The sequence below is a fragment of the Duganella violaceipulchra genome (assembly GCF_019166075.1).
Lineage (GTDB): Bacteria > Pseudomonadota > Gammaproteobacteria > Burkholderiales > Burkholderiaceae_D > Rugamonas > Rugamonas violaceipulchra.
Genome location: NZ_JAHTGR010000102.1, coordinates 1 through 616, shown reverse-complemented (window position 1 = coordinate 616; position 616 = coordinate 1). Strand labels below are relative to the sequence as shown.

Genomic DNA, 616 nt, shown 5'->3' with positions numbered 1-616 from the left:
GCCTTCTTGCCGCGCACTGATGCGGATGCGCTCGGCCAAGTCTGCGCTCAGGCTGATACTGGCTTCTTCTACCTGCCTGCCGTCGCCTTGGATGTTGAGCAAACCAAACGGGACCGTCGGTTCGTCGGTGTCGCCCAACTGTTCCCGGAAATACGCTTCGTGCGCCGCCGCTGGAATGGCCAGCGTCTGCGCAATGAAGTTACGGTAGGGCAGCGGTTTGGCCAGGCGTTCTGGTTGCCCTGACAGCATCAACTGAATCTCTGCAATCATGATTTGTAGTGAAATGTTATCTTCCACCATGTGATGGTTCAGCAACACAAGCTGCCATTCATTTGTATGCGGATCGGCGGCCACATAGGCGGCCATCAAGGGGGCACGCTGCATGTCAAGGCGCAGATGGCGTGGATCGGTTTGCGCCTGTACCTGCGGGAGCGCGTCGCTTGCCGCATCCAGCGTGAGTTCAATGATCGGCAACGGCGCGTGGCGATGCACCACTTGCACCGGCTGCGCCAGTCCCTGCCAGTGGGCGGCGCTGCGCAAGATGTCGTGTCGGTCGATCACCCTCTGCAAGGCATTCAGGAAACCATCCAAACGATTGCGGCTATCAAAGGCGATG

General features: G+C 59.1%; 1 protein-coding gene. It reads right to left on the bottom strand.

Annotated features, from left to right (window positions below):
• On the bottom strand, window positions 1-616 hold a 616-nt coding region (locus tag KVP70_RS33155), incomplete at both ends, for a condensation domain-containing protein (RefSeq protein WP_217946697.1).